16 protein-coding genes are annotated in these 21,206 nt (G+C 42.4%); 8 read left to right on the top strand and 8 right to left on the bottom strand.

Features of this window, described 5'->3' with window-relative positions; translation table 11 throughout:
• Positions 1-54: 54 nt before the first annotated feature.
• A complete protein-coding gene (locus RR876_RS06570; protein WP_317454932.1) occupies positions 55-1,104 on the bottom strand; it encodes an NADP(H)-dependent aldo-keto reductase in 1,050 nt (349 codons plus the stop codon).
• 203 nt (positions 1,105-1,307) lie between these two features.
• A complete protein-coding gene (gene crp / locus RR876_RS06565; RefSeq protein ID WP_332476898.1) occupies positions 1,308-2,015 on the bottom strand; it encodes a cAMP-activated global transcriptional regulator CRP in 708 nt (235 codons plus the stop codon).
• Positions 2,016-2,162: 147 nt separating this feature from the next.
• Between crp and RR876_RS06560 the strand changes: the two genes are divergently transcribed.
• The 3 genes from RR876_RS06560 to RR876_RS06550 all read left to right on the top strand — a co-directional run bounded on the left by RR876_RS06560 (position 2,163) and on the right by RR876_RS06550 (position 7,069).
• Positions 2,163-2,585: an OsmC family protein gene (locus tag RR876_RS06560; RefSeq protein ID WP_224468737.1), complete on the top strand. Its 423-nt coding sequence runs from the start codon at positions 2,163-2,165 to the stop codon at positions 2,583-2,585.
• A 390-nt stretch (positions 2,586-2,975) separates the two neighbouring features.
• On the top strand, positions 2,976-5,555 hold the full coding sequence (clpB, locus tag RR876_RS06555; RefSeq protein ID WP_332476897.1) for an ATP-dependent chaperone ClpB: 2,580 nt from the start codon (positions 2,976-2,978) through the stop codon (positions 5,553-5,555).
• 227 nt (positions 5,556-5,782) lie between these two features.
• Positions 5,783-7,069, top strand: coding sequence for a DUF945 family protein (locus tag RR876_RS06550; RefSeq protein ID WP_332476896.1), 1,287 nt, complete (start codon positions 5,783-5,785; stop codon positions 7,067-7,069).
• A gap of 123 nt (positions 7,070-7,192) precedes the next feature.
• On the opposite strand, the gene rlmKL is transcribed toward RR876_RS06550, so the two are convergent.
• On the bottom strand, positions 7,193-9,397 hold the full coding sequence (rlmKL, locus tag RR876_RS06545) for a bifunctional 23S rRNA (guanine(2069)-N(7))-methyltransferase RlmK/23S rRNA (guanine(2445)-N(2))-methyltransferase RlmL (protein WP_332476895.1): 2,205 nt from the start codon (positions 9,395-9,397) through the stop codon (positions 7,193-7,195).
• 231 nt (positions 9,398-9,628) lie between these two features.
• Here rlmKL and RR876_RS06540 point away from each other — a divergent pair, with 231 nt between their 5' ends.
• The 5 genes from RR876_RS06540 to RR876_RS06520 all read left to right on the top strand — a co-directional run bounded on the left by RR876_RS06540 (position 9,629) and on the right by RR876_RS06520 (position 15,286).
• Positions 9,629-9,982 carry a hypothetical protein gene (locus tag RR876_RS06540; protein WP_004696191.1) on the top strand — a complete coding sequence of 118 codons (354 nt, stop codon included), beginning with the start codon at positions 9,629-9,631 and terminating at the stop codon, positions 9,980-9,982.
• A 286-nt stretch (positions 9,983-10,268) separates the two neighbouring features.
• Positions 10,269-11,285 (top strand): aspartate carbamoyltransferase catalytic subunit, encoded by a 1,017-nt coding sequence (locus RR876_RS06535; RefSeq protein WP_004696193.1) that lies wholly within the window; start codon positions 10,269-10,271, stop codon positions 11,283-11,285.
• A 10-nt stretch (positions 11,286-11,295) separates the two neighbouring features.
• Complete coding sequence (locus tag RR876_RS06530; RefSeq protein WP_332476894.1) at positions 11,296-12,531, top strand: dihydroorotase; 1,236 nt, start codon at positions 11,296-11,298, stop codon at positions 12,529-12,531.
• 160 nt (positions 12,532-12,691) lie between these two features.
• Positions 12,692-14,149, top strand: coding sequence for an OmpA family protein (locus RR876_RS06525; protein WP_332476893.1), 1,458 nt, complete (start codon positions 12,692-12,694; stop codon positions 14,147-14,149).
• Between the two features lie 111 nt (positions 14,150-14,260).
• A complete protein-coding gene (locus RR876_RS06520) occupies positions 14,261-15,286 on the top strand; it encodes a DUF1311 domain-containing protein (protein WP_332476892.1) in 1,026 nt (341 codons plus the stop codon).
• Between the two features lie 101 nt (positions 15,287-15,387).
• On the opposite strand, the gene RR876_RS06515 is transcribed toward RR876_RS06520, so the two are convergent.
• The 5 genes from RR876_RS06515 to RR876_RS06495 all read right to left on the bottom strand — a co-directional run bounded on the left by RR876_RS06515 (position 15,388) and on the right by RR876_RS06495 (position 21,186).
• Positions 15,388-16,797 carry a TIGR00366 family protein gene (locus tag RR876_RS06515; protein WP_332476891.1) on the bottom strand — a complete coding sequence of 470 codons (1,410 nt, stop codon included), beginning with the start codon at positions 16,795-16,797 and terminating at the stop codon, positions 15,388-15,390.
• Between the two features lie 134 nt (positions 16,798-16,931).
• Positions 16,932-17,561 (bottom strand): CoA transferase subunit B, encoded by a 630-nt coding sequence (locus RR876_RS06510; protein WP_078426227.1) that lies wholly within the window; start codon positions 17,559-17,561, stop codon positions 16,932-16,934.
• Between the two features lie 3 nt (positions 17,562-17,564).
• Positions 17,565-18,269, bottom strand: coding sequence for a CoA transferase subunit A (locus tag RR876_RS06505; protein WP_332476890.1), 705 nt, complete (start codon positions 18,267-18,269; stop codon positions 17,565-17,567).
• 26 nt (positions 18,270-18,295) lie between these two features.
• On the bottom strand, positions 18,296-19,198 hold the full coding sequence (locus tag RR876_RS06500) for a hydroxymethylglutaryl-CoA lyase (protein ID WP_332476889.1): 903 nt from the start codon (positions 19,196-19,198) through the stop codon (positions 18,296-18,298).
• A complete protein-coding gene (locus RR876_RS06495; protein WP_332476888.1) occupies positions 19,195-21,186 on the bottom strand; it encodes an acetyl/propionyl/methylcrotonyl-CoA carboxylase subunit alpha in 1,992 nt (663 codons plus the stop codon). The genes RR876_RS06500 and RR876_RS06495 overlap by 4 nt, the downstream gene beginning before the upstream one ends.
• Positions 21,187-21,206 lie beyond the last annotated feature (20 nt).

The following is a 21,206-nucleotide window of genomic DNA, read 5'->3' as shown; positions in this document are numbered from 1 at the left end:
ATTATTTGTGACAAGTAAAGTGGTGCTTCACCTGAATAGCTAATTAAGAAATATCTAGGGCGCAGGATTAGGTTGTTGCTGATGAATAGCTTGAATACCCTGTAAAACATCTTCCGATAAATCAATCTCAAAAGCTTGAATATTTTCTTTCAACTGATCTAAGTTGGTCGCCCCAATAATCGTACTGGTCACAAAAAATTGCTGCTTGATAAAGGCTAAAGCCAGTTGTGTCGGCGTTAAACCATGACGCTCAGCCAGTTGCGCATACTGTTCCGTTGCCCATTCACTCTCTGGGTTGCTATAACGACTAAAACGGCTGAAAAGCGTCACTCGAGCATTGGCTGGGCGTGCACCATTACGGAATTTACCTGTGAGATAGCCAAAAGCGAGTGGGGAGTAAGCGAGTAAACCAACGCCTTCATATTTCGCAATTTCCGACATACCAATTTCATAAGTACGGTTCAGTAGGCTGTATGGATTTTGCACACTGACAAATTTAGATAGACCAAGCTGTTCTGCAATCTGCAGGAATTTCATGGTGCCCCAAGGTGTTTCATTAGATAAGCCAATATAACGAATACGCCCTTTTTGAATCTCAGCTTCTAATGCTTGTAGTGTTTCTTGCAAAGAGGTCACGGTTTGCGTGTTATGGGCTTCACTGTTTTCATAGCCTAATTTGCCGAAAAAGTTGGTTGGGCGCTGTGGCCAGTGTAGCTGATATAAATCGATATAATCGGTCTGTAAACGCTTTAGGTTGCCATCTAAGGCCGAAGAAATGTCGGTTGCATTAAAACGAGTCTGTCCATCACGAATATGACTACCACCTTGAGATGGCCCCGCAATTTTAGAGGCTAAAAATAGCTTGTCCCGACCGCCGCGCTGGGCAATCCATTGGCCAATAATACTTTCGGTTGCACCTTGGGTTTCAGGTTTTGGAGGAACAGGGTACATTTCCGCAGTGTCCCAAAAGTTGATGCCTTGTGCCAAAGCGTAGTCAAGTTGCTCAAAAGCTTCCGCTTGGGTGTTTTGTTCACCAAAGGTCATGGTGCCGAGACAAATTTCAGGAACCAAAATACCTGTATTGGCTAAGGGTTTAAATTGCATTCAACATTTCCTTTTATGGACTGCGTTTTTTCGGTCGAATTAGGTTACACAGTTATGCCTAGTAGGTTAAATCACTATTTTTAAAAAGTTTGTCATGATTTTGTCAAAGTTGGATTTTGTGAAAACAGAAGCAGATTTAAAGGCATAAAAAAAGCAAATCCTAAGATTTGCTTTTGGCTGTATCAGCTACCAAGAAAAAAGTCTTATTCTTCGTCTTCATAGTCATCAGTATTCGCTTTTGACTCTTCTAAAGAGGCATCAAAAATTAAGATGGCTTTACCATCAGTTTCAATCATGCCTTGCTCTTCGAGTGTTTTTAAAACACGACCAACCATTTCACGTGAACAACCGACAATACGTCCAATCTCTTGACGTGTAATACGAATTTGGCGGCCATTTGGTAAAATCATCGCTTCAGGTTGCGAAGATAAGTCGATTAGACAACGTGCAATACGACCTGAAACATCGATGAATGCAAGGTCAGTCACTTTACGAGTGGTATTTTTTAGGCGGCGTACCAGCTGTGCAAATACTGCATAGCTCAGGTCAGGGTATTGTTTGCTGAGTTCATGGAAGTTTTCATAAGTCACTTCAGCAATTTCGCAGACATCACGGGTACGCACTTCTGCAGTACGTTGTGAGTTTGCTTCGAATAGACCCATTTCCCCAAAAAAATCACCCGCATTTAAATAAGCGACCACGATTTCACGTTCATCGTCTTCACGCAGAATAATGGAGACCGAACCTTTTAAAATCAAATATAAAGATTTAGATTCTGAGCCTGCATCTACGATGGTGGTACGCTTAGGATAACGATTAATATATGCGCGTTTTAATAATGCTTTGACTGACTCGGGGAGTTGACCTGGAGACAGCGCATCAGTGCTTAATTGTGAAAAGCTTGAAGTCATGCTAACGGTTCCGAAAATGGATAAAATATAGATCGCACAGACCTAGGGTGAACTTGTCACACAGTCAGAGCTGAAATTCCTTATCAACTCAATTTATGTTAGTGTACAGTCACTTCGTCAATCTATAGCTTTTTTTAGGTACTTGCAATGCAAACAACTGTTCATTGGTTAGAGAATGTTGCTTTCGAAGCAAAAACTCAAAGTGGTCACAGTGTTATCATGGATGGATCGCCAGAATATGGTGGTGAAAACCGTGGTCCAAGACCAATGGAATTAATCCTGACAGGACTGGGTGGTTGTGCCTCTTTTGACATCGTGACCATACTTAAAAAATCACGCCAAGAAATTACTGATGTACGCTGTGAACTCAAGGCAGAGCGGGCAGATAGCATCCCTGCAGTGTTCACAAAAATCCACTTACATTTCGTGGTTACGGGGCATGCGGTGAAGGAAAAACAAGTCGCAAAAGCTGTGGAATTATCGGCAGAAAAGTACTGTTCTGCGAGCAAAATGTTGATGGATGGTGGGGTTGAAATCACCCATGATTTTGAGATTTTTGAAGCAAATTAAACACTGACTTTTAAGTCATTTGAGGCTGATCTGGTGATCGGCCTTTTTCATGCTTCACGCTTTTGTTTTGATTCCGTAAACTGGGACACAATTCATCACACGAATAAATAGAAAAATGCGTTGTTTATTTGATTAATAATTGATCAAATGATTTTAGTTGTCACCGATTCATATGTAGTCGTGGTCTTTAATACATAAATAATGTGGGCTGACGCTTGAAAATAAGGCAGAGAAGACCCATCTTATAACCAAGTTTTATTGGTTTATTGTTAAGATAAACTAATGAAAAATAAGCTAAAATGTAGAAAAATTAATTAAATTTGAATTGAATTTTGAGCAATTGTTCCCATATATCCATCAAGTTCAAAATTTGTTGTGAGGAAAACAAGAATGCGATTTGAAAAATTCACAAACCGCTTACAGCAAGCTCTCTCAGATGCTCAATCACTTGCAGTGGGGAAAGACCATACCGCAATTGAAGGTATTCATATCTTATCAACATTGTTAGAAGAAACCTCCAATCTGAGTTTGTTGCAACAAGCGGGTGCCAATTTACCTGCTTTACAAAGCAAATTAAAACAATCGCTAGCTGATGCACCAACACTGACGAATCCTACAGGGGACGTCAACTTAAGTTCAGAGGCAGTCAAAGCGCTGAATTTGGCAGATAGCTTCGCGCAAAAAGCAGGCGATGAGTTTTTGTCTACCGATTGGGTGATGCAAGCCTTAGCCGAAGTGGGGGCAACTAAAACGTTACTCAACAGCGCGGGCGTGCAAGCAGAAAGCTTACGCAAAGTCATTTTAAAAATTCGAGGTGATGAGAAAGTCATGAGCAACAATCATGAAGATCAACGTGATTCTCTGAATAAATACACCATTGATTTAACTGAACGCGCACTTGCAGGTAAGTTAGATCCTGTGATTGGGCGTGATGACGAAATTCGTCGTACCATTCAAGTTTTGTCGCGTCGTACCAAAAATAACCCAGTGTTGATTGGTGAACCTGGGGTGGGTAAAACAGCCATTGTTGAAGGCTTAGCACAGCGGATTATTAACCGTGAAGTGCCTGAAAGCCTACAAGGTAAACGTGTTTTATCCTTAGATTTGGGTTCTTTGCTTGCGGGTGCTAAATATCGCGGCGAGTTTGAAGAGCGCTTAAAAGCAGTACTGAAAGATTTGTCTAAACAAGATGGTGAAGTCATTTTGTTTATCGATGAATTACACACGCTGGTGGGCGCGGGTAAGGGCGATGGTGCGATGGATGCAGGTAATATGCTAAAACCTGCTCTCGCACGTGGTGAGTTACGCTGCGTTGGTGCAACCACATTAGATGAATATCGTCAGTACATTGAGAAAGATGCTGCGCTAGAGCGCCGTTTTCAAAAAGTCTTGGTTGATGAGCCGAGTGTGGAAGACACTATTGCGATTTTACGTGGGTTGAAAGAGCGCTACGAAGTGCACCATGGTGTGAAAATTTTAGACTCTGCCATCATTGCAGCAGCGAAAATGTCACATCGTTATATCACCGACCGTCAATTGCCTGATAAAGCGATTGATTTAATTGATGAAGCGGCTTCTCGTATCAAAATGGAGCTGGACTCTAAGCCAGAAGCTTTAGATAAACTTGAGCGTCGTTTGATTCAATTGAAACTGCAACTTGAAGCAGTGAAAAAAGATGAAGATGCGGGTAGTCGTGCGGAAGTCGCACATCTTGAAAAGCAAATTAGTGAAGTTCAACATGAATACAATGATTTAGAAGAAGTTTGGAAAGCTGAAAAAACCTTAGTTGAAGGTACCAAACAAGTCCAAGCCGAATTGGATCAGGCGCGTATTGCACTTCAAAAAGCGCAGCGTGAAAATGACTTGGGTGAAATGTCGCGTCTTCAGTATGGTGTGATTCCAGAGTTGGAAAAACGTCTCAATGAAGAAGAAGTCGTTGAGGAAAAAGAAGAGCCGAAACTACTGCGTAACAAAGTCACTGACAATGAAATTGCAGAAGTCGTTAGTGCTGCTACGGGCATTCCTGTGGCTAAAATGATGCAAGGTGAACGTGAGAAACTTCTTCATATGGAAGAGTTCTTGCATAACCGTGTTGTTGGGCAAGATGATGCTGTGGTTGCAGTATCCAATGCGGTTCGTCGTTCGCGTGCTGGCTTATCTGACCCGAACCGACCAAGCGGCTCGTTCTTATTCTTGGGTCCAACGGGTGTTGGTAAAACAGAGTTGACCAAAGCACTGGCAAACTTCTTGTTTGATAGTGACGATGCCATGATTCGTATCGACATGTCCGAGTTTATGGAAAAACACTCTGTCAGCCGTTTGGTGGGTGCGCCTCCCGGTTATGTCGGCTATGAAGAAGGTGGTGTGCTAACCGAAGCTGTACGCCGTAAACCGTATAGTGTCGTGCTGTTCGATGAAGTAGAAAAAGCACATCCTGATGTGTTTAACATCTTGCTCCAAGTGTTGGATGATGGTCGCTTAACGGATTCGCAAGGTCGCGTGGTTGACTTTAAAAATACCGTGATCGTCATGACATCGAACTTAGGTTCGAGTGATGTGCGTGAGTTGGGTGATAATCCTTTGGATGAAGAAGTGCGAGCAGTGGTGATGAATGCCGTGACGCAACATTTCCGTCCAGAATTTATCAACCGTATTGATGAGTTAGTGGTTTTCCATTCACTCAAAAAAGCGCAAATTCGTGGTATTGCGGATATTCAATTGGATCGTTTACGTGATCGTTTGGTTGAAAAAGATATGCGCTTAACGGTGGATGATCAAGCCTTTGACTTATTGATTGACGCTGGTTTTGACCCTGTATACGGTGCTCGCCCATTGAAACGTGCCATCCAACAACAGGTTGAAAACAACTTAGCGCAAAAAATATTGTCGGGTTACTATGTGGCTGGAGACAATATTATGATCACTGCACAAGATGGTCAGTTGAGCTTTGACAAAGTGAAAATGAGTTAATCATTTAAACGGTTCATTGAAACTAAAAAACCCAGCTTCGGCTGGGTTTTTATTGCGGGATAGAAATGTTAAAAGATGACACTTTTAAGCAAAAATGTGACGTAAGTTTTCACATTTATGTGATGGGTATGGCATCTAAGTGATTTATTTGCAAAACAATTATCTTTATTTGAAGATTCTCTTTATAATTTATTTTAATAAAAAACAAACAACTTGAGATAGAAGAAATGACTCAATTGAAGTGGGGTATTGGAGGCGTACTTACGCTTGCTGTGGTCGCAGTAGGGGGTAATCTTTATGCGGATAAAAGCTTGAAGGCTTATTATCAACACAGCACCAAACAGTCGAATGATTTAAAGTTGCAATATCAACAATTTCACATGGGGGCTTTAAATGGCAGTGCGAACTGGACCGCTGAATTAGTACTAGACCCATGCAAACCGAAAGAAGTGATTCAATTGAAGGGGCAGGATCATATTCAACGGAGTTGGAATGGATATGCGATTCGTTCAGATATTAACATTACTCAAGCACCTGGTGCACTTCAGTCCTTGTTGAAGGAGCCGCTTAAAGTACAAAGCAAAGTGAACTGGTTAGGGACTTTGAATAGTACTTTGACTACGCCAGTGATTACTCGCAATGAAGCTCAACTTCAGTCTAGATTGGACCCGATGACATTAAAGTTTCGTGCAAAACCGATCGAACAACAGCTAAAGATACTGGATTTGCAGCTTGAAATTCCGAATTTAACAGTCACCGATCCAAATATACATTTGCAAATGGTGGGGCTAAAGTTAGAAAGTAACCAAGGGTTGAATGGTGAATATCTTGAGGCGGGTGAAACCAAAATTCAGATGGATCTGCTGAAAATGTCAGATCGTGATATCAATAAACCAACCAATGCCGAACTGAAGAATTTTAGTATAGAAACACAAAGTGAGCTGACAGACCGAGTTGTAAATACTGAAATGTTGTTGCGTCTAGATGAAATGAAAATGCCTTCAGCGCCCGCTGTCCAAAACGTACAGTTTAATTTTAATGTGCTCGATGTAAACCGACAAAAATTACAGACGCTGTTTGATATTTTGGCGAAAAGTGAAAACAGTTGTTTGGCAAAAGAGGCAATGGAAAAAGATATGGAGCCTGCTTTATTGGCAGTGATCAATGAAGGTTTCCGTTTTGAATCCAAAGAGAACCAATTTGCTATTGGGGAAGGTGTTGCGCAGGCGAATGTGACGGGGCGTATTATGCCGAGTCATCAATCGACGGTGATGGGTATGGTAAAAATGATGCCAAGTTTAATGGAATACAAAGCAGATGTTCAGTTTGATAAAAATATGATCTCGCGCATCATGAATAATTATCTGCAAAAAGGTGGCATCAGCATGTCTGATCAAGAGATCGAAACCATGCTTTCGACGATGCAGAGTTCAGGGCAGGTGAAACGTGAAGGGAATGTCATGAAAATGTCAGTTGATTACAAATATGGGCAAACCAATTTCCTGACTGAATAATGCAAAATATGATGGTATAACATATAAAAAAGGGACGCATTTCGTCCCTTTTTTATATCTGAAAATTGTCTAATGCAAATTTAGCGAAGATGAAATGCCAGCGGGTATTTCATCTTCAGTGCATTAGTTTTTTGGATGGGTAATTTTCCACGCACGGTGGATTTTTTGATTGCGCTTGAAATCAGGCCCAATAGTTTCATTGGTAATTTCTTCGACATCAAAGAACGCCAAAATTTCTTCGTCCATTTCAAAACCACGGTAGTTGTTTGAGAAGTACAAAGTACCGTCCGTGGTTAAACGGTTCATTGCACGTTTAAGCAATGATAAATGGTCGCGTTGTACGTCAAAGGTACCGTAGAATTTCTTCGAGTTTGAGAAGGTTGGTGGGTCAATAAAGATCAGCTCATACTGTTCATGACCTTCTTTTAACCACTCAAAACAGTCGCTGGCAAAGAACTGATGTTGTTCATCGGCATGATCGACCGTTAAGCCGTTTAAGACGAAGTTCTCTTTAGACCAGTTCAAATATGTATTTGAAAGATCGACGCTGGTGGTACTTGCCGCACCGCCTAAAGCTGCATGTAAGCTGGCTGTAGAGGTATAGCTATACAGGTTCAAGAAGTGCTTACCACGCACTTCTTGTGCAATGCGTAAACGCATTTGACGGTGGTCTAAGAACAAGCCGGTATCTAAGTAATCGGTTAGATTGACTAAAATTTTCGCTTTGCCTTCCTGCACGATAAAACGCTTAGAAGCAGTACTTTGCTTGGTATATTGAGTTTTACCTTCTTGGCGAGCACGCGTTTTGATAAAGATTGCGTCACGACCAAGACCAGTTACTGCACGAATTGCCTGTAAAGCAAGGTTGAAACGTTTCTTGGCTTTTTCAGGATCGATTGTTTTCGGTGGCGCATATTCTTGTACATGTAAGCGTTCGCCATACAAATCAACCGCGACATTAAAGTCAGGGAGGTCAGCATCATATAGACGTAAACAGTGAATGCTTTCTTTCACAGCCCATTTTTTTAAGGTCTGTATATTTTTTTGCAAACGGTTGGCAAAGTCTTCAGCACCTTCAATCGCCTCAAACTGTTGTGGCTGCCAAGTTTCCAAGAACGGTTTGACTACTGCAACAGGTTTAACTGAACCTGAACGCACGTAAATAGGGAGTTTACCATTCATCAAACGCATGGTTTGTGGGTCATTCAGCGCCAATACATCGGCTTGCTCAACGGCTGCTGCGATAACCGCTGCGGTCTGATTTGGGAAGTTCTTTTGCAGTAATGCGGACAAGCCTAAATATAAAGCACGGTTTGATGCTTTATCACCCAAACGCTCACCATAAGGAGGATTGGTCACAATAAAGGCTGTTTTGCCTTCGGCTTCAAAGTTTGGCCAGTCTGCCAAAGTACGTTCTTCGATTTGGATCTGGTCTAGTAGGCGCTCAAAACCCGCAGCAATAATGTTTTGCTTGGTGGCTTTTACTGCTTCCCAGTCTGCATCAAATGCGTAGAACTTAGGAAGCGGTTGTTCTAATGCTGTTTGATGACGTTCAGCTGCTTCCGCTTTAATGCTCATCCACAGATCATGGTCATGGCCATTCCAGCCATTGAAACCGAAACGACGAACTAAACCAGGTGCGCGGTCAGTCAGCATCATTAATGCTTCAATAATGAACGTCCCTGAACCACACATTGGGTCAAGGAAAATATCGGGTCTTTTTGCAAGGAGCTTGGCTTTTTGTAAAATCGCAGCGGCTAAGTTTTCTTTAATTGGGGCATCGGTCATATAACGACGGTAGCCACGTTTATGCAGTGAATCACCAGATAAGTCTAAACAGTAGGTGTGTTCAGTTTTTCCTGCGAGTGCATAAATGGTAATTTCAGGTTGCTTAATATCAATACTTGGACGCTTACCGACAGCTTCCATGAATGAATCCACGATACCGTCTTTTACACGTAAAGTTGCAAACTGGCTGTTCACCTTGATTTCACGTTCAATATGTAAACGAACGGCGAAGGTGCTTTGTGGTGCAAAAATCAGCGACCAATCAAAGTTCATTGCACCTTCGTAGAGCTCTTCAGCAACATCACGTGCGTCATGGCTAAATTCCAGCTCATGGACATGAATTGGTGTGAGTACACGCGACGCAAGACGCGACCACATACAAATGCGATAGGCGTGTTCCAGTGTACCTTTGAAAACTAAACGCCCAGGAAAACGTTCAATGTTTTGAACACCTAAACCTTCTAATTCTTCTTGGAGTAAGGTTTCTAAGCCATCGGCACACGTAACCCAATAGCTGCTTAAACGCGAAGCGGTTTTCATAAATTTGAGAGACCAAAATAAAACAAAATAAACTCGCTAAAGTTTAACGTATTTTGCCTCTGAATGGTTTTTTAAATATGCTTCTACTCAGCGGAAATATCAAAATAAATGAATCACCATGTGAACAATAACGTTTTTGGTACGTATTTTGCTAAATCCTTACAAGTTTAATTTGCTGACTGATTTCTACTAGATCGTCAGTAAATATTTTTCACTTGAAAGGGGATGAATATGTCGACCAAGTTAGATCGCGGTGTTGTAAGTCATGCTGATGCTTTTTCAATTGCAACTTTACTTTATGCACGTCTGCGCCGTGTATCGGGGCGTGTAATTGATGTGATGTATTTGGTGGAAAATCCAAGTTATGCACGTCAGATGGCAGAGCTTGCTTTAAGTACAGAAGATGCTGAACTGATTCGATTGGTGAGTCGTTTAGACAGTGTCATGGATGTTTTTAACTATGAAGAAACCGCCGTGATCGAAAAACCTAAACAGGTCGACACGACACGACATGAGTTGGAAGCCACTGAAGAAGAAATCTACCGTGCCCAAGTGTCACATCACTATATTGGCGCTTTACGATAAGAATGGCTGAAGTTGGACTGCTCTCGCAAGAGAGCTTTTTAAAATGTTCGCTTGGGGTAAATGAGATAAGAAACTCTATAGAATTGATATTTATAGCAATTTGATGAACTCTGAATTTGGCTAATTTAGCCTTTAATGGTTTAATTTAACTGGTTGAAATAATAGATAAGAATTTCATAATCTTAGTTTTGAAGCCGATGATAATTAAGGCAATTGTTTTAAACTGAGGTCCAAATCAAAAAGAAAATCTGTATAATGCGTTAACTTAACGTACAAGGAATCTCTCATGCACTTGGCAGCATTGCATACTCCGAGTCAGATTCAACTCAACCAAGATGGTCATCTCAAACACTTCCTCACCATCGAAGGTCTTTCTAAAGAAACTCTTACAAAAATATTGGACACCGCGCAGTCCTTTTTTAATGACCAAAATCAGCTGATTACCAACAACCTCTTAGAAGGTCGAACGGTAATGAATCTTTTCTTTGAAAACTCAACCCGTACTCGTACCACTTTTGAAGCAGCGGCAAAACGCCTTTCTGCAAATGTATTAAATATTGATATCGCACGTTCAAGTACTTCCAAAGGGGAGACGCTCAGAGACACTTTATGGAACTTAGAAGCGATGGCTGCGGATATTTTTGTGGTACGTCATTCTTCGTCGGGTGCGGCACATTTTATTGCCCAAACCGTTTGTCCGCATGTCGCAATTATCAATGCAGGTGATGGCCGTCATGCACATCCAACACAAGCTATGTTGGACATGCTGACCATTCGCCGTGAAACCAAAAAGAAATTTGAAGATATTTCAATTGCCATTATTGGTGATATTAAACATTCACGCGTGGCGCGCTCAGACGTTGCTGCATTACAAACATTGGGCTGTAAAGACATTCGCGTAATTGCACCGAACACACTGCTGCCATATGGTTTTGATGAATACGGTGAAGGCGTACGTTTATTTAATAACATGGAAGCGGGGATTCAAGACTGCGACGTGATTATTACTTTACGGATTCAAAATGAACGTATTGATTCGCCTGCGCTGTCATCTCAAGCTGAATTCTACAAAATGTACGGTTTAAACAAAGAACGTCTTGCAATGGCAAAACCTGATTGCATCGTGATGCATCCGGGGCCAATGAACCGTGGTGTAGAGATTGATTCTAGTATTGCCGATGGTCCACAGTCTGTGATTTTAAATCAGGTGACCAATGGGATTGCTGTACGTATGGCAGTTTTGGCGCTTGCAATGCAAGGTCAACTGCAAGAGCAAGGTTTGTTAGACGCGATTGCTGGATAAGGAATAAGTCATGACTGTGGTAAAAATTGAAAATGTACGTGTTCTTGACCCAATTCATCAAACAGATACGGTTCAAACGGTTTATGTGGAAAATGGCAAGTTGGTTGCTGAAACAGCCAATGTCACTGAAACCATTGATGGTCAAGGCAAGTGGTTGATGCCAACCATGGTGGACTTATGTGCACGTTTACGTGAGCCAGGTCAGCAACAGCACGGGACATTAAAATCAGAAGGTCGTGCTGCGCGTGAAAATGGTATTTTGCATGTGTTTACACCACCAGACTCAAAACCGATTGTGCAAGACAATGGTGCTTTGATTCATGGTCTGATGGAAAAAGCAATGCTGGATGGCGGTATTTATCTTGAAGTGATTGGTGCTCAGACCCAAGGTTTACAAGGCAACCAACCTGCAAATATGGCGAGTCTCAAAAAGGGCGGTTGTACAGCCGTTTCAAATGCCAATGCGCCTTTTGCAGACGATGATGTGGTGCTGCGCACTTTAGAATACGCAGCAGGTCTTGATATGACTGTAGTGTTTTATGCCGAAGAACCGCAAATTGCCAAAGATGGCTGTGTCCATGAAGGTTTTGTGGCATCGCGTCAGGGGTTACCGACTATCCCTGCGATTGCTGAAACTATTGCGATTGCCAAGTATTTGTTAATGATTGAAGCGACGGGTGTTCGTGCTCACTTTGGCTTATTGTCTACAGGTGCTTCTGTCGATTTGATCAAAATCGCTAAAGATAAAGGCCTGCCAGTCACATGCGATGTAGCAATGCATCAGTTGCATTTAACAGATCAGCTGATTGATGGCTTCAACTCACTTGCACATGTCCGTCCACCACTACGTGCTGAGTTGGATAAAGAGCTCCTTCGCCAAGGTGTGAAAAGTGGCGTGATCGACGCGATTTGTACGCATCACGAACCGCTGAGCAGCTCTGCAAAGCTAGCACCATTTGCTGAAACACAGCCAGGTATTACCGCTTTTGATACCTATGTAGCTTTCGGTGTGCAATTGGTGCGTGAAGGTTTATTTAGCCCTTTGGAATGGGTCGAAAAAGTCACGATTGCACCAGCAACGGTAGCCAATATGCTTGAACGTTGGACTGCTGAAGCAGGCTGGGTATTGGTTGATCCTGAGTTAGACTGGATTGTAAATAAAGACAATATTTTGTCGCAAGGTAAAAATACACCTTTAATCAATCAAGTGGTGAAAGGAAAAGTTCTAAAAATTTTTGCAGCTTAAACATTACATTAAATGTGGATTAAAAAGTCAGCTTCGGCTGGCTTTTTTATTGGGCCTAGGTAAAACTGATGCAAATACAATATTTTACAAAGTATAAAAAATGAATAGATAAACTGAAAAATGACGATGAAAACAATGAGAAAAAGTGGGGTAAGACTTCATGAATGTCGATTTTATGAATTTACTAAAACAAAATGTCTCTGCAATTGTTTTAGAGGGTGATACACAACATTTACTTGAAAAAAATCAAGCAATTCAATACTTTTTACCAATTTTACTGTCTATATTAAAGTCAAAGTCTGAACTGATTCCTGCATTTCAACAGCAGTTGAATCCACGTCTCAATGATGCTTTTGCATCGAATGTCAGTCTCAAGCAACAGTTTTTGGATCATGTCCGCGGGGCAGCGTCCGCAGATGAAATTGAAAGTACCTTGAGCCGTTCGATTACACCTGCATTAGCATTTTTAGCCACTGAGGCAGGCTCTTCAGAACCTGAAGCGATTTCCCATTTACTACAGGTCAACGCTGATTCAATTAGCCGTGCCTTACCTGAGTGGGCAACTGCATTACTGGCTGGCTTGGGGGTAAATACCTTACAAGGACAGGCTACACATGTCGCGCCTACAAGTGTACATGCCACAAAAGTAGATGAGAAACGGTCATTTTTACTCCCAATTTTGGCTTTAATTATTTTTGCGGCATTGTTTGCTTTTATTTTTAGGGCCTGTACCGACAAAGCCACCACTGAAACAGCACCTCCTGCAAATATGAATGCCAGCCAACCCGCTAAGTTTCAAATCACCACAGGGGCAACAGGAGACTTGGTCACTTGCCAGATTTTCTCAGCCAATGCGGCTTATGTTGAAATTTTACAAAAAGAAGTAAAGCAAATTTTTAATAACAGCATCGGCTGTGGTGCAGATATGCAGAGTATGTATCACACTGAATTTATCGACCAAGATGCGATACCCAGTGTAATCAGTGCATTGAAAGGTGTGCCGAATGTAAATTTAACATGGTTTGGCAATCAGTTATCGATTCAATCGCAAGATCCAGCCAATGCACTTAAAGTGGCAAATCAAATTAAACCTTTACTGCGTAATATGACAGTTGTGACTCAGCAACCACTGGATGTAAACCGTGCCGTGGATACCAGTATTAGTGATGCTGAGCGTGCACTGGCAGAAATTAATCCTGAGCAAGTTCGAGCACTAGACGTTGCCACGGCATTGAATTTGCAAATTATTAACTTTGATACAGCTTCATCGGCGATACCTGATGTCAATAAGTCGATTTTGGATCAGGCCGCGGCGCTGATGCAAAAAGCACCTCAAGTCAAACTGACCGTGATGGGGCATACAGATGCAACGGGAGATGCCGCAGTCAATAAAACCTTGTCGCAAAATCGAGCACAAGCGGTGGTGGATTACTTAATTTTTAAAGGCGTCGATCCTGCGCAGTTGAGAGCGATTGGCTATGGCCAAGAAAAGCCAATTGCAGACAATCAAACTGATGAAGGCAAGTTTAAAAACCGTCGTATTGAGTTTGAGGTTTTAAATACAGACTCGGGTGTGGTGCGTGAAGTGGATGATCGTGGTGTTGAAAAGGTTAATTAAGCGATATTTTAACCCTGCTACGGCAGGGTTCTTTTATATAGCTACTCGCATAAAAGCTTATTTTTTGGTTAAATACGCTGCGAAAAACAACAGCCTTATGGTTTTATAACAATGATGAAGAAAACAATTTTTGCCAGTCTAATCTTGAGCAGTTTATTTTTAAGTGCTTGTAACCGAACCGAGAATAAAACAGAAACGGTTGCTGAACCGCAAGAAATGTCAGATTGGAGTTGTACGGCTCCTGCCAATGTCGAACAAATTCAAGCGCATTTAAAAGCTGAATACTTAAAAGCCCTAGACCGCCGTCTGCGTGATAGCCGTGAATATGAGGCCGATGAAAAATTATTAACGCAGATTAATAACGGTATTCGCTTTGAAATTAAAGGGATTTCAACAACCACAGAAAAGCCCGAAACTGCGAAGCAATTGGACTGTGAAAGCCAGTTGGTGGTGATTTTCCCGAAAGGTTTACAAAAACGTGCTGAAAATGCGTTTTTAGCGCGTCCATGCGAAGAGTGTGAGGACGGTTATCAAAGTACTTTACGTGATGTCTTAGAAGAGGGTGAATATTCCCTCAACTTAGACAATGACCAGCTACAAGGTGCATTTAGCTATAACATCATTAAAACGGATAAAGAGGGCATTAGCCTCAATGTACCCAATCAAAATGGCGTGATTGATGGTGTGGTTTTGGTGACTCAGCATGCGGTGCAGTTTGCGGCCTATGAAAAAGCCAATTTAGAGCAGCAAGAAAACATCAAACAATATAATGAGCAAGAAGTTGCGCAGATGGAACTGGCACAGAAAGCCATGAATATTCGTAAGAAGGAACTGGATACTGACCAAGTCAAAGTGGTGGAACGTCTGAACCAAACTTGGGATAACTTGACCGAGGAACAAAAACAGCAGCTACAACAAGACCAAACGGATTGGTTTGAAAAACGTGATGTAGACTGTAAAGTGATTTCTCAAAAAAGTGTCTACCAAATGACGGATAGTGAAAAAGAAACCTACCAAAAGCAGTCGCAATATTGGGATGATGCTTTACGTGCGCAAGATCAACAATTGCAATATACCAAGTGCTTTAACCAAAAAACCAATGAGCGCATTGTGTATTTAAATAATGTGTTTAATTAATTGGGCTAGGTAAAAAATACGCTTTATTGAATATTTATAGAATGAGAAAAGGACGAATATGATTCGTCCTTTTTTATTTAGATTGTGTTTTTGTCCCTCGTTTAGAAGGTAGGCGGCATATAGGTCAGGCTACGGCCTAAAATCCAAAGTAGGAACAGCACCAAAGGCAGGTGGAAAACCAATTGAGTGACGGTAAAGCCGATCACATCTTTGGCTTTTAATTTGAGAATGCCAAGCATTGGCAGCATAAAAAATGGGTTGATTAAATTCGGTAAGGCCTCCGCAGCATTATAGATTTGCACCGACCAGCCTAAATGCACTTTTAAATCATGTGCAGCTTGCATGACATAGGGTGCTTCAATAATCCATTTACCGCCGCCAGAAGGAATGAAAAAGCCTAAAATGGCAGAATATAAGCCCATCACAATGGCAAAGGTCTCTTTGGAGGCAATTGAAACAAAAAACTCGGCAATATAATGTGATAGTGATAAATCATGACTGTTTAACGCTTGTGTCATCATAAAGGCGATACTGCCATACAGCGGAAACTGAATCAGAACACCCGAGACCGCTGGCACGGCTTTGGTGACGGCATTGAGGAAATTTCGCGGCGTACCATGCAGTGCAATACCCAGCATCAGGAAAATAAAGTTGTAGGTATTTAGGCTTGAAATGGCCAAGATTGGATTACTTTTGCTGAACTCATTGAACATCCAAACCAGACCCAAGAGCACAATCAAGATACTCAATAAAGGCGAGTTCTCTAACCAGTCTCCTGGACGTTTTGTGGTTGGTATCTGTTTAGCTTCTTCCTCAAACTGGATGGGGAATTGATCAATGGTTTTAATGTCTTGGCCTTTGGGTGCAGACCAAAATGCAATAGCAATCGAGGCAATAATCAATACAGCAGTCATGATCATCGACTGAGGCAAGAAAATGGTTTCGGTGAAGGGAATCACGCCCGTTAGATTGTAAATCGATTCGGGCAGGCTGGCTTTGTTGGCTTGCAGTTGTGCCGCAGAAGAACTAATACCTAAGGCCCACGTCGCTCCCATACCAATAATCGCGGCGGCAGCGGCAGCACGATAGTCCATATTCAGTTCTTTGCGTTTAGCTAAAGCAATCACCAGCAGGGCGGTCAGTACTGTACTCATGGCCCAGTTAATCAGCGAAATTAATAAACTGACCGTGGCAACAAGTACAATTGCCCCACGTCCACTATGGGGAATTCGGGCCATTTTTTGAATCAGCAGTTCTACAGGCTTTGAAACAGAAACCACGTAACCAACCACAATCAGCATACACATTTGTAAGGTAAAAGGGATCAGACTCCAAAAACCATCACCAAAGGACACTGCGACATCTTTGGCAGGTGCGCCAATGCTGATCGAAGCAATCGCGACGATCACGACACCCAATAGGGCAAAAATATAAGAGTCTGGAAACCATTTCTCCGACCAATCACTGACACGTAGTGCAAAACGTTGCAAAATATTTTGAGAGTTTTCCATGCATTGATTCCATTTTTATCTATGAGGTATGAATTTTTGATTCAGCCTATCCGTGCTGATAGAAATGCCTTTAAAACAGGATCGCTGCTTTAAAGGCATTGGATTATTTTTTCTATTGTATAAATGATGTTGAATTAACGGATCAGAGCAACACCTGTCACTTTTTGAATGTCTTCAAAACTGACATCTTTCGCCAGTTCAACCAATTTCACACCCTCCTGCGTAATGTCCATGACACCGAGATCAGTAATCACTCGATGTACGACATTTTTACCTGTCAGGGGCAGACTACACTGCTCGACAATTTTCGGCGTACCATCTTTTGCAGAGTGTTCCATAAGCACCACCACTTTTTGCACTCCAGCCACCAAATCCATTGCGCCGCCCATGCCTTTGACTTTTTTACCCGGAATCATCCAGTTCGCCAAATCGCCATTTTGTGAGACCTCCATTGCCCCTAAAATAGCAATATTGACATGACCTCCACGGATCATGGCAAAAGAATCTGCACTAGAGAAAAATGCGGCGCCCTGACGTGCAGTAACAGTTTGTTTTCCAGCATTGATTAAATCGGCATCCACTGTTTCGGCTGTTGGAAACTCGCCAATACCCAATAATCCATTTTCAGACTGCAACCAGACGTTGACGTTTTCAGGAATATAGTTGGCCACCAGTGTGGGTAAGCCGATGCCTAAATTGACATAAAAACCATCTTCCAGCTCGAGCGCTGCACGTTGTGCCATTTCATTACGAGACCAAGCCATGGGTTAAGCCTCCTCTTTTAATGTGAGTTGTTCGATACGTTTTTCAGGGTTTACATTCAGTACAATGCGATTGACATAAATACCCGGCAGGTGAATCTGGTCTGGGTCTAAAGCGCCAATTTCAACAATTTCCTCAACTTCGACAATGCAGACTTTTCCAGCCATCGCACATACAGGGTTAAAGTTTTGTGCGGTTTTACGGAAAATTAAGTTACCTGCAGTATCGGCCTTGTATGCCTTCACGAGTGCAATGTCAGCGGTGAGCGAGTTTTCTAGAATATAAGGTTTGCCATTAAATACACGCTCTTCTTTGCCTTCGGCAATGAGTGTGCCGACACCTGTTGCGGTAAAGAAGGCGGGAATACCCGCACCCCCAGCACGAAGTTTTTCTGCCAGTGTGCCTTGAGGGGTAAGTTCCACTTCAAGCTCACCACTTAAGAACTGACGTTCAAATTCCTTGTTTTCACCTACATAAGAGGCAATCATTTTTTTGATTTGTTTGCTTTCTAATAAGAGCCCTAAGCCGAAACCATCAACTCCTGCATTGTTTGAAATACAGGTGAGGTTTTTCACGCCCGTTTGTTTTAAGGCTGCAATCAGACTTTCTGGAATACCGCATAAACCAAAGCCACCAACCGCTAAGGTTTGACCATCTTGAACCACATCTTGTAGTGCATCCTTTGCACTTGAATAAACTTTATTGACCATAGTGTTCTCGTTATCAATTGAATGGCTTAGGCACAGCGCTTTTGCCAGTAGGCATTGGCATAGTTAGATGGATTGGTGCGTTGCAGTACTTGGCTGATGTTTTGGCTGGCAACCATCAGTGCATCAAGATCAATCCCTGTGTCATAACCCATGTTGGAGAGTAGGTAGTAAAGGTCTTCTGTGGAGACATTGCCCGATGCACCTTTGGCATAAGGGCAGCCGCCTAAGCCTGCAATGGAAGAATCAAATACACGAATGCCTTGCTCTAAAGACTGGTAAATATTGGCAATCGCCATGCCATAGGTATTATGAAAATGTCCTGCTAAACGCGCGGCATCCATTTCAGCTAAACATGCCTGCCAGACTTTTTTCACGCGGTCTGGTGTTGCCGTACCAATCGTTTCACCTAAGGACACTTCATAGCAGCCCATGTCCAGCAAACGTTGGCTGACTTGTGCAACTTTGCTCGGTGCAATTGCGCCTTCATAGGGACAGTCGACAATACAAGACACATAACCACGCACTTTGATGTTATGGGCTTTCGCCGCAGTCATGATGTCTGCAAATTTTTCAAAGCTTTCGTCAATGGAGCAATTGATGTTTTTTTGGGTAAAGCTTTCGGAGGCTGCGGTAAAAACGGCAACCTCCTGACAGCCGACGGCCAAAGCAGACTCAAACCCTTTTAAGTTCGGAGTCAGTAAACTAAAACTGATATTCGGATCTTTGGGTAAGCTGACAAAGAGTTCGTCACTCTGTGCCATTTGAGGAACCCACTTTGCAGAGACACAAGAGCCCACTTCAATGGCGCTGAGTCCTGTCTGCATTAAATCTAAAATCAGTTTACGACGGTCATCCACGGTGAGCGGTGTCTTTTCATTTTGCAAACCATCTCGAGGCCCGACTTCAACAATTCTGACAAATTTACTCATGCGGCACCTTCCAAGCTTGAAAACTCAACCAATTCATCGCCTGCTTTGACCTGATCACCGACTTGGAAGTAAGCCGTAGAGACAATGCCGTCATGTGGAGCACGAATTGAATATTCAATTTTCATCGCTTCCAGCGTGAGTAATACATCATCTTTTTTCACTGCGCTGTTGTTTTGTACCAAGACTTGCGTGATCACACCTGGCATTGGTGCTTTTAAGTTGTTGGCATCAGAAGCATCATCTTCAGTATTAAAGTTAGGCTTAATATGTGCAAATTTATAGCTTTGACCATCTGCATATAGGGTTAGGCCCTGTGCATTTGAACTATAAGCATAGGTCTTTTTGCTTGTTGCATATTCAATTTTAGCTAAATGTGCCTCTAACAATTCACCTTGAATGAAAACGCTATGTCCATTGTACTTTGCTGTAAAGCCTTTTGCCGTTGGGCTGAAATAGACTTTATGTTCTTCATCGTTCAGTGCCAGTTTAATGGCATAGCTGGCATTAATATTTAAACGCCATAGAGACTCGGCTTGCCATACAGGATTTGCAGCTGTTTTATTGCTGGCAAAGCGGGACAAAAGTTCAATCAATGCCGCCGTGATGATGAGCTCTGAAGAGGCTGTTTCATTGTGTTGCAGTAAAAATGCTTCTTCACGTTGAATTAAGTTGGTGTCTAGATTGGCGGTTTTAAAAGACTCTGAACGGACCAAACGGTCTAAGAATGCAATGTTATTGCCCAAGCCATCGACATGAAATTGACTGAGAGCATGGTGCATTTGGGTGAGTGCTGCTTCACGATTCTTTGCCCAAACAATTAATTTGGCAATCATTGGATCGTAAAAAGTCGTAATTTCATCCCCTTCAACAATGCCACTATCTACGCGGACATGTTCATTTTGCTGAGGGTAGTGCAGGTAGTGGATTTTCCCAATCGCAGGTAAGAAACCTTTTTCAGGTTCTTCAGCATAGACACGCGCTTCTAATGCATGACCATGAATACTGAGCTCGTGTTGTTGTTTAGGCAGCGGTTCACCAAAAGCTACACGTAGTTGCCATTCCACCAAATCCTGCCCTGTAATCATTTCTGTTACAGGGTGCTCAACTTGCAGGCGGGTATTCATTTCCATGAAATACGCTGTGCCGTCTTGCTCCACAATAAATTCAACTGTCCCTGCACCGACATAATCTACTGCACGTGCTGCATCAATAGCGGCTTGGCGCATGGCTTCGAGTTTTGGCTCTGCCATTTGGGGTGCAGGTGCTTCTTCTAGTACTTTTTGATGGCGACGTTGTACCGAACAATCGCGTTCAAATAGGTGCACATAGTTACCATGTGTATCACCAAAAACTTGTACTTCAATATGGCGCGGTTGTACTACATAGCGTTCAACCAGTACATCGTCATTGCCAAAGCTTGAACGTGCCTCACTTTTACATGAAGCCAAATGGCTTAAAAAGTCTTCGCCGCGATCAACCAAGCGCATGCCTTTACCACCACCGCCAGCACTGGCTTTAATCAGTACAGGGTAGCCAATGGCATCGGCTTGTTGTTTTAAAAAGTCAGGATCTTGGTTAGTGCCATGGTAGCCCGGTGTCAGTGGTACGCCTGCTTTTTCCATTAAAGATTTAGAGGTGGCTTTTAGGCCCATGGCTAAAATGGCATCTACAGGTGGACCAATAAAGACAATGTTGTTTTTTTGGCAGGCATTGGCAAATTGGTCATTTTCAGATAGAAAGCCATAACCTGGATGAATTGCTTCTGCGCCTGTATCTAAGGCAGCTTGGATAATACGTTCAATTTGTAGATAGCTTTGTGCAGCAGGGGATTCGCCGATATAAATGGCTTCGTCGGCTTGTTGCACGTGCTGTGCTTGAGCGTCAGCATCTGAATAGACTGCAACGGTGGCAATGCCCATTTTTTTTGCAGTTCGGATCACACGACAAGCAATTTCACCACGGTTTGCAATTAAGATTTTATTAAACATATCGATATCCTTTCTTGTTG

Source organism: Acinetobacter sp. (assembly GCF_036666595.1).
Taxonomy (GTDB): Bacteria; Pseudomonadota; Gammaproteobacteria; order Pseudomonadales; family Moraxellaceae; genus Acinetobacter.
This window is presented reverse-complemented; position numbering and strand designations above follow the sequence as displayed.

Excerpts from the sequence above, each read along its gene's own strand:
- RR876_RS06570 (WP_317454932.1), bottom strand. The coding sequence starts at position 1,104 with ATGCAATTTAAACCCTTAGCCAATACAGGTATTTTGGTTCCTGAAATT.
- crp (WP_332476898.1), bottom strand. The coding sequence starts at position 2,015 with ATGACTTCAAGCTTTTCACAATTAAGCACTGATGCGCTGTCTCCAGGT.
- RR876_RS06560 (WP_224468737.1), top strand. The coding sequence starts at position 2,163 with ATGCAAACAACTGTTCATTGGTTAGAGAATGTTGCTTTCGAAGCAAAA.
- clpB (WP_332476897.1), top strand. The coding sequence starts at position 2,976 with ATGCGATTTGAAAAATTCACAAACCGCTTACAGCAAGCTCTCTCAGAT.
- RR876_RS06550 (WP_332476896.1), top strand. The coding sequence starts at position 5,783 with ATGACTCAATTGAAGTGGGGTATTGGAGGCGTACTTACGCTTGCTGTG.
- rlmKL (WP_332476895.1), bottom strand. The coding sequence starts at position 9,397 with ATGAAAACCGCTTCGCGTTTAAGCAGCTATTGGGTTACGTGTGCCGAT.
- RR876_RS06540 (WP_004696191.1), top strand. The coding sequence starts at position 9,629 with ATGTCGACCAAGTTAGATCGCGGTGTTGTAAGTCATGCTGATGCTTTT.
- RR876_RS06535 (WP_004696193.1), top strand. The coding sequence starts at position 10,269 with ATGCACTTGGCAGCATTGCATACTCCGAGTCAGATTCAACTCAACCAA.
- RR876_RS06530 (WP_332476894.1), top strand. The coding sequence starts at position 11,296 with ATGACTGTGGTAAAAATTGAAAATGTACGTGTTCTTGACCCAATTCAT.
- RR876_RS06525 (WP_332476893.1), top strand. The coding sequence starts at position 12,692 with ATGAATGTCGATTTTATGAATTTACTAAAACAAAATGTCTCTGCAATT.
- RR876_RS06520 (WP_332476892.1), top strand. The coding sequence starts at position 14,261 with ATGATGAAGAAAACAATTTTTGCCAGTCTAATCTTGAGCAGTTTATTT.
- RR876_RS06515 (WP_332476891.1), bottom strand. The coding sequence starts at position 16,797 with ATGGAAAACTCTCAAAATATTTTGCAACGTTTTGCACTACGTGTCAGT.
- RR876_RS06510 (WP_078426227.1), bottom strand. The coding sequence starts at position 17,561 with ATGGCTTGGTCTCGTAATGAAATGGCACAACGTGCAGCGCTCGAGCTG.
- RR876_RS06505 (WP_332476890.1), bottom strand. The coding sequence starts at position 18,269 with ATGGTCAATAAAGTTTATTCAAGTGCAAAGGATGCACTACAAGATGTG.
- RR876_RS06500 (WP_332476889.1), bottom strand. The coding sequence starts at position 19,198 with ATGAGTAAATTTGTCAGAATTGTTGAAGTCGGGCCTCGAGATGGTTTG.
- RR876_RS06495 (WP_332476888.1), bottom strand. The coding sequence starts at position 21,186 with ATGTTTAATAAAATCTTAATTGCAAACCGTGGTGAAATTGCTTGTCGT.